This is a genomic window from Leptolyngbya sp. FACHB-711 (genome assembly GCF_014695615.1).
GTDB lineage: Bacteria > Cyanobacteriota > Cyanobacteriia > Elainellales > Elainellaceae > Leptolyngbya_A.
Window position 1 is genome coordinate 1 of the sequence record NZ_JACJOR010000032.1, and the last position, 5,831, is coordinate 5,831.

Consider the following 5,831-nt stretch of genomic DNA (forward strand, 5'->3'; position numbering starts at 1 on the left):
GCTCTAACCTGCGCGATTCCCGCAACCACAAACCCCGACCACGTTGTTGAGAATATGGGTGCATTGAGAGGCTCGTTACCTGATGATTCAATGCGTACCCGGATGGTGGAACACATGGAAAGCCTTCCCGGTTTTGACAACCTTCTCCAAACGCCCTGGTATCCTGGCAAGAATTTTAGCGGGTTGGTTCGCCTGCCAAATCCACGTCCGATCGGTTGAGATGGAGTACTGCATTATGTTGCATAGATTTAAATTTAGGTATTTGATTTTCCTGTCGCTGTTGGTCTTTTCACTCATAGCGTTAGGTTCGCCCGTGCTCAGTCAAGCACAAAGCCAGTTGCCCTCTTGGACTAAAGCTGCACCTGCAACGGTCGCTCGGCAAGAACTTTATCCAGCAGTGTTGAACAACAAAATTTACGTGGTCGGTGGTTTACTCAGCCCAAACACCGGGTTCTCAGCGCATTTCGAGTCTTATGATCCGGTCAACGATACATGGACAGTCTTGAGACCGCTTCCTGAAGCCCGACACCACATTACGCTGTCGGCAGTCAATGGCTTGCTCTATGGTGTGGGTGGTTTCACAGGTGGTTTTCCAGATTGGCGGGCGCAGCCAACCATGTTCATCTACAATCCTGCCTCTAATACTTGGACTGAAGGGACTGACCTGCCAGAGGCTCGTGCAGAGGGCGTATCCGCAGTAGTCGATGACAAGATATACCTGATTGGTGGGCGTGTTCGAGCTACTGACGATGCTCGGCTGTTCAATGACCACATCGACAGTGTGCGAAACGAAGTATTTGATCCAACAACTAGGCGTTGGTCAGCACGTGCCGATGCTCCAACAGCGCGAAATAGTGCAGCGTCGGCTGTGATTGATGGCAAGATCTATGTGGTTGGGGGTCGCCAGTTTGTTAGGAATGCTGATGGCACGACGCAGCAGGTGAATGTGCCAAATCTTGAGGTCTACGATCCACAGCTTGACCGTTGGGAGACGCGATCGCCGATGCCTCAAGCCCAAGGAGGTCTAGCTGCAACCGCACTCAACGGCAAGCTTTACGTGTTTGGCGGCGAACAATGGGTTCCAGAGCAAAAAGTTTTTGCCGAAAGTTGGGTATACGACCCGGAAACCGACGTGTGGGAGGCATTGCCGCCCTTGCCAACTCCACGACATGGATTGGGAGCATCAGCAATTGGCAACCGAATCTTTGTGTTTGGTGGTGGAACCCAAACAGGCGGAAATGCAGCGACAGCAATCCACGAGGTGCTGGTACTGCCTTAAGCCACAAGTTGCATGGGCGTATCTAAGGGTTGGGGAATCAAGCTCGTAATCTGGCGATCGCTAACGCCCAATCTGCCTTAAAAGCCGCGATCGCGCTTGGGTAACCAAGCCTTGGATGACCTGGAATGTTCAAAGTCAGGACTGGACCATGGAAGCCATTTTAAGAGCGTTTTCGAGACTATTAGTTGTCTTAGTGTTTGCAGAAATCATTGTGATCACACAGCAAGTGAATTCTGAACATTAGGGTCTAAATCGGATGATGCCGAAACAAACTCGTTTCAGCAACGCGAGATAGAGTCAAACGCATTACATGAGGAACACCATGAATAAGCCCAAGTTTTTTGTTACCCCCGGTTATGGGGAATACATGCTGAATAACTTGCATTACTCGCAAGCCGTAAAAATTGGCGATCACGTGGAGATATCCGGTCAAGGTGGCTGGGATGACAATCTGCAAATTCCCGAATCGCTCGCGGACGAGATCGCTCAAGCGTTTCGGAACATAGAGCGAACCTTGGCAACTGCCGGGGCGGGCTGGGAGCATGTTGTCCATGTCAATTCTTACCATGTTGGTGGGTTACCCTCAGAAGTTAATGAGGTGATGGTCAGGCTATATCGCCATTACATGCCCAACCATGCCCCAATTTGGACACAGGTAGGAGTCGCGGCGCTTGGGCTGCCAACGATGCGGATTGAAATCCGCGTTACTGCAATTGTTTCGTGAGTTTTGCATCAGCGACAACACTACTCTACACCGATCGGAGCAAGCAGATGGAGTAATAACTGCGACACAAAATTGATGCCAACTAGAACTGATCCATCAGGAGGACAATCATGAAACCTCAACTCATTTTCGGAGTACTAACGATCGCTACAGAGTTACTCGGAGGTTTATTCAATCATCCAGCGATAGCGAAGCGCTGCTGCGAAGCGCAGATCGCACACAGCATTTCTTCACAGCAAACATCACCCGTTCTGATCGCCACTGCCTACACTGATTTAACCTTACCCACCTTGCGCCAAGGCGATCGCGGTAGAAACGTGGAACTGTTGCAGCGTATTCTTCTTGACAATGGCTTTTTAGGAGCTGCAGGCGTGAGATTAGGCAATCCAAGTGGTGCGATCGTCGATGGTATCTTTGGTGAGATTACAGCTTCTGCAATACGAGATTTACAGCAACGGTACGAAATCCCAGTCACAGGGCAAGTCAATCCTACAACTTGGGAAGTCCTAGATATGCGCGAAAACCCCTATCGATCGCCGCTTCCCTGGAAACAATAGAGTCAGTAGAGTAGGCAATGCTCACGAGCTAAAACTTAATCAGAGCAAGTGTTTCATCGGGTATGTACAGGAGAGGTTCAAATGTCAGAGAATAATAAAGCAATCTTAGAAGCGGCAAACGCGGCGATCGCTGAAGGCAATTATGAAGGATTCTTGTCGTTCTGCGCTGACGACACGGAATGGACATTTGTAGGCGATAAGACCCTGAACGGAAAAGAAGCCGTTCGCCAATGGATGGCAACGACATACGTAGAGCCGCCAACGTTTAGGGTCGCCAACTTAATCGCCGAGGGTGATTTTGTCACGGCACTTGGCAACATCACTATGAAAGACGAAGACGGGAAGGCAGCTGATTACTCGTACTGTGACATCTGGCGCTTTCGTGACGGCAAGATTGTCGAATTAAGGGCTTTCGTCATCAAAACCTTTCTAGCAAAATGTCAGAGGTTTTCATGAAAAGAATAAAATATTCCTCCTCAATGTCTTTAACACCTACTCACAACCTCTCAGTTCGTGAATTAGAAGTTTTGAAACTCATGGCGGAAGGTCAAAGTAATTCTGAAATTGCAGCCCATCTATATCTGAGTCACAACACTATAAAAACTTATGTACGTGGTATCTTCAACAAACTTGGAGTTGATCATCGTGTACAGGCTGCCGTAGTTGCTTTACGTCAAGGGCTGATTTAGGAGGTTCAATGATGACTTCTGAAGAAGCACTGGAAGTTGTAGAGCAAATTTTACCACCAGGAACACTAAGGCGTTGTAAAGAAACAATTTCACGGTTTTATTGAACCGTAGGGTGCTGTTAGCGTCAGCGTAACGCACCATCGTGAAGTTATTTTTTAACAAGCCCTAACCTCTGTCAAAGTAGTGGTATTTCATGTCAAGAAGAAAAACTTCCGCTCATTGCTAAAACAGAAATTTAGCAATCGAACAGTGATGTGACTGGGCGATGAGGTTGGTGCAATGTCCGTGTTTACTTTTACAAAGTATCGAAGTGTAACCACACGAATATGTTCAGGGTGGTTATTACCTGACTTATATACCAACTGATGTGGGCGATCGCAACTACCGTATCGTGTTTGAAACCGATGAAAACGGCATTGTAAATCGATTGCGATCAGACGAACTTCCAGAAGTGACTTGGTATGAAGGCTGCTGTTAAGCGTGAGTTGTTCACGTAAACTTACCTTCAATCACAAAGGAGAGTGAATGGCGGAGTGTACTGGTGTGATTCAATTCCTGTTCATGACGCAACTCATCAATCAACAGGAATTGATCAATAGGAGTGTTCCCATGTCTTCAAATAATCAAAGAAAACAACTCATGACACAACAACAGGATACTGCTCAGATATACCGTAGGTTGGGTGAAGTGCAGCGCAATCCAACCTACGTTGAAAGATGTGTCAGGCAATCAGGTTATGTAAGTTAATGACATGTTCAAAACTGCAAAATCACGACAAGAATTACTAGAAGGCACCTCGATTAATTGAATTTCAGAGTGGATTTTGAGTCTCATTCGAGACACGGCAGTAACAATAAGGCTGCATCCATCAGTCCTAGCTCCAATCCTGCGGCTTGAATCCCTCCCACGATGATTTTTAGACACTTTTCTCCCCTTACTGGGATGTTTGGGCAGATCTCACCTGCCAAAACACGAACCGCTTGAAGTTGTACACCAAATTCTTCAACCCTAAATTCATCTTGGCGCGCTTGATGCCAATCGTTCGCAGCAGTTTACCTCCCATGCTGCTGGTCCAATCGCCAAAGACATGCTCCACTTTTGCTCTGATTTTGGAGCGTTCTCGGTTATCGTCTTTCTGTCGGTCGGTTAATGGACGATTGCGATAGTTCCGCTCATGAATATGGCTGTCAAATCCCATCCCTTCCAATACCTCTTCAATCGCCTCTGAACGGTAGGCACTGTCTGCCCATACATCGGGGTCAGCGTTGTCATCATCCAAGACCGCTCCTAACATCTGGCTGTCATGGCTGCTGGCATCACTCACCGCATACCCGCGAATAAAGCCATACTCCACATCAATGCTGATGTGATTTTTGTAGCCGAAATGGCTTTTCTTGTGCTTTTTCGTCCAGCGGGCATCGGTATCTTTTTGCCTGGCTTTATGAGGGGTTTTTGCCCACTCTTGTGGTTGCTTGCCTTGCTTAATTGCTCGTTTTCCTTTGATGAATTGCGTTGAGTTGGTATCGGAATGAGAGTTGCATCCACAATCTGTCCGCCTTTAGCCGCATACCCCTGTTGCTGAAGGTAGGATTCAAATTGCTCAAACAGTTTATCGAGCAGTTCCTGCTTTTGCAGGTTTTCACGGAACAACCATACAGTCGTAGCATCAGGCACCTTGTCTTCCAGCCCAAAGCCTAGAAAACGCATGAAGGACAAGCGGTCGTTCACCTGATACTCCAGTGCTTCATGACTGATGTTGTACAGCTTCTGCAACACCAACATTTTGAACATCACCACATCGGTTGGTTTTCGTCCAGCGGGGCTTTTACGATCCTTTTGGTGGATCTGATTTAAGCGGGGGCGGAACTCTTTCCAGGGCACCACCTCATTCAGATGCCCCAGCAAGTCCTGCTTCTGTTGCAGCTTTTGATAGCGTTCGTCCAGGTTCCAAAAACCGAGTTGTCCCATAGCCTATGGAGCAAGGTGGTACTCTCCTGCATGATCTCATATTGAGATCAGATGTCAATTTTTCGAGGTTCCCTAGAGTTCAACCTCTTCGGATTTTGACTCTCATTTCAAAAGATCAAGATATTGATGCGCCGCGCATCCCTTTTCGCGATCGCGCTACTCTTTACCACTCATTTCGCCCCCGCTTACTCGGAGTTCACAACCATGATGCCTACTACAATTGCCTATCCTGAAACCAAGCGCGGCGATGTCGTTGAGGAACATTTTGGACAGGCGATCTCTGACCCCTATCGCTGGTTAGAAAACGATGTCCGCAACGATCAGGAAGTCGCTCGCCTCCATTCCTTCCTCTTTTCCAATCCAAGCCAGCAGCCGCAATAGCTTCAGATCTGAAACCACCCCCACTTTGCCATCAAACAACCAAGCAATCTCCTGTGGCGAGAGGATTTTAGCTTGGTCGTGGCGGTTGATTTTCACAGGCCGAGCAGTACGGGTGTTCAGCCAATCTTACATTAGGAAATGGCAATAAGTTAATAGAGTTGTCGGGAAATAAGAACAGAGCTAGCCAATGCGACCTTTCAAGTTCTTCCTATGCCGCAGTCAGGTAGAAGTTC

Annotated in this window: 7 protein-coding genes and 1 pseudogene; 7 read left to right on the top strand and 1 reads right to left on the bottom strand. The window is 47.7% G+C overall.

Features of this window, described 5'->3' with window-relative positions; genetic code table 11:
* The 6 genes from H6F80_RS29345 to H6F80_RS00435 all read left to right on the top strand — a co-directional run.
* Positions 1-219: hypothetical protein (locus tag H6F80_RS29345; RefSeq protein WP_242067085.1), on the top strand; the 219-nt coding region annotated here is incomplete at its 5' end.
* A 94-nt stretch (positions 220-313) separates the two neighbouring features.
* Positions 314-1,279: a Kelch repeat-containing protein gene (locus H6F80_RS00415; protein ID WP_518523489.1), complete on the top strand. Its 966-nt coding sequence runs from the start codon at positions 314-316 to the stop codon at positions 1,277-1,279.
* Between the two features lie 310 nt (positions 1,280-1,589).
* Positions 1,590-2,003 carry a RidA family protein gene (locus H6F80_RS00420; protein ID WP_242067086.1) on the top strand — a complete coding sequence of 138 codons (414 nt, stop codon included), beginning with the start codon at positions 1,590-1,592 and terminating at the stop codon, positions 2,001-2,003.
* Between the two features lie 110 nt (positions 2,004-2,113).
* Positions 2,114-2,560, top strand: coding sequence for a peptidoglycan-binding domain-containing protein (locus H6F80_RS00425; protein ID WP_190789650.1), 447 nt, complete (start codon positions 2,114-2,116; stop codon positions 2,558-2,560).
* Positions 2,561-2,641: 81 nt separating this feature from the next.
* Positions 2,642-3,016 (top strand): nuclear transport factor 2 family protein, encoded by a 375-nt coding sequence (locus H6F80_RS00430; protein ID WP_190789651.1) that lies wholly within the window; start codon positions 2,642-2,644, stop codon positions 3,014-3,016.
* The gene (locus H6F80_RS00435) at positions 3,013-3,249 is read left to right on the top strand and encodes a response regulator transcription factor (protein ID WP_518523490.1); all 237 of its coding nucleotides are present in this window, start codon (positions 3,013-3,015) and stop codon (positions 3,247-3,249) included. Before H6F80_RS00430 ends, H6F80_RS00435 begins: the two co-directional genes overlap by 4 nt.
* A 934-nt stretch (positions 3,250-4,183) precedes the next feature.
* Here H6F80_RS00435 and H6F80_RS00440 read toward each other — a convergent pair.
* Positions 4,184-5,217 (bottom strand): annotated as a pseudogene (locus H6F80_RS00440) (IS5 family transposase).
* Positions 5,218-5,421: 204 nt separating this feature from the next.
* On the opposite strand from H6F80_RS00440, the gene H6F80_RS31020 reads away from it, so the two are divergent.
* Entirely contained in the window at positions 5,422-5,598 is a 177-nt protein-coding gene (locus tag H6F80_RS31020) for a hypothetical protein (protein ID WP_242067087.1), read from the top strand.
* Positions 5,599-5,831: the final 233 nt, after the last annotated feature.

Excerpts from the sequence above, each read along its gene's own strand:
- H6F80_RS00430 (WP_190789651.1), top strand. The coding sequence starts at position 2,642 with ATGTCAGAGAATAATAAAGCAATCTTAGAAGCGGCAAACGCGGCGATC.
- H6F80_RS00420 (WP_242067086.1), top strand. The coding sequence starts at position 1,590 with ATGAGGAACACCATGAATAAGCCCAAGTTTTTTGTTACCCCCGGTTAT.
- H6F80_RS31020 (WP_242067087.1), top strand. The coding sequence starts at position 5,422 with ATGATGCCTACTACAATTGCCTATCCTGAAACCAAGCGCGGCGATGTC.
- H6F80_RS00435 (WP_518523490.1), top strand. The coding sequence starts at position 3,013 with ATGAAAAGAATAAAATATTCCTCCTCAATGTCTTTAACACCTACTCAC.
- H6F80_RS00425 (WP_190789650.1), top strand. The coding sequence starts at position 2,114 with ATGAAACCTCAACTCATTTTCGGAGTACTAACGATCGCTACAGAGTTA.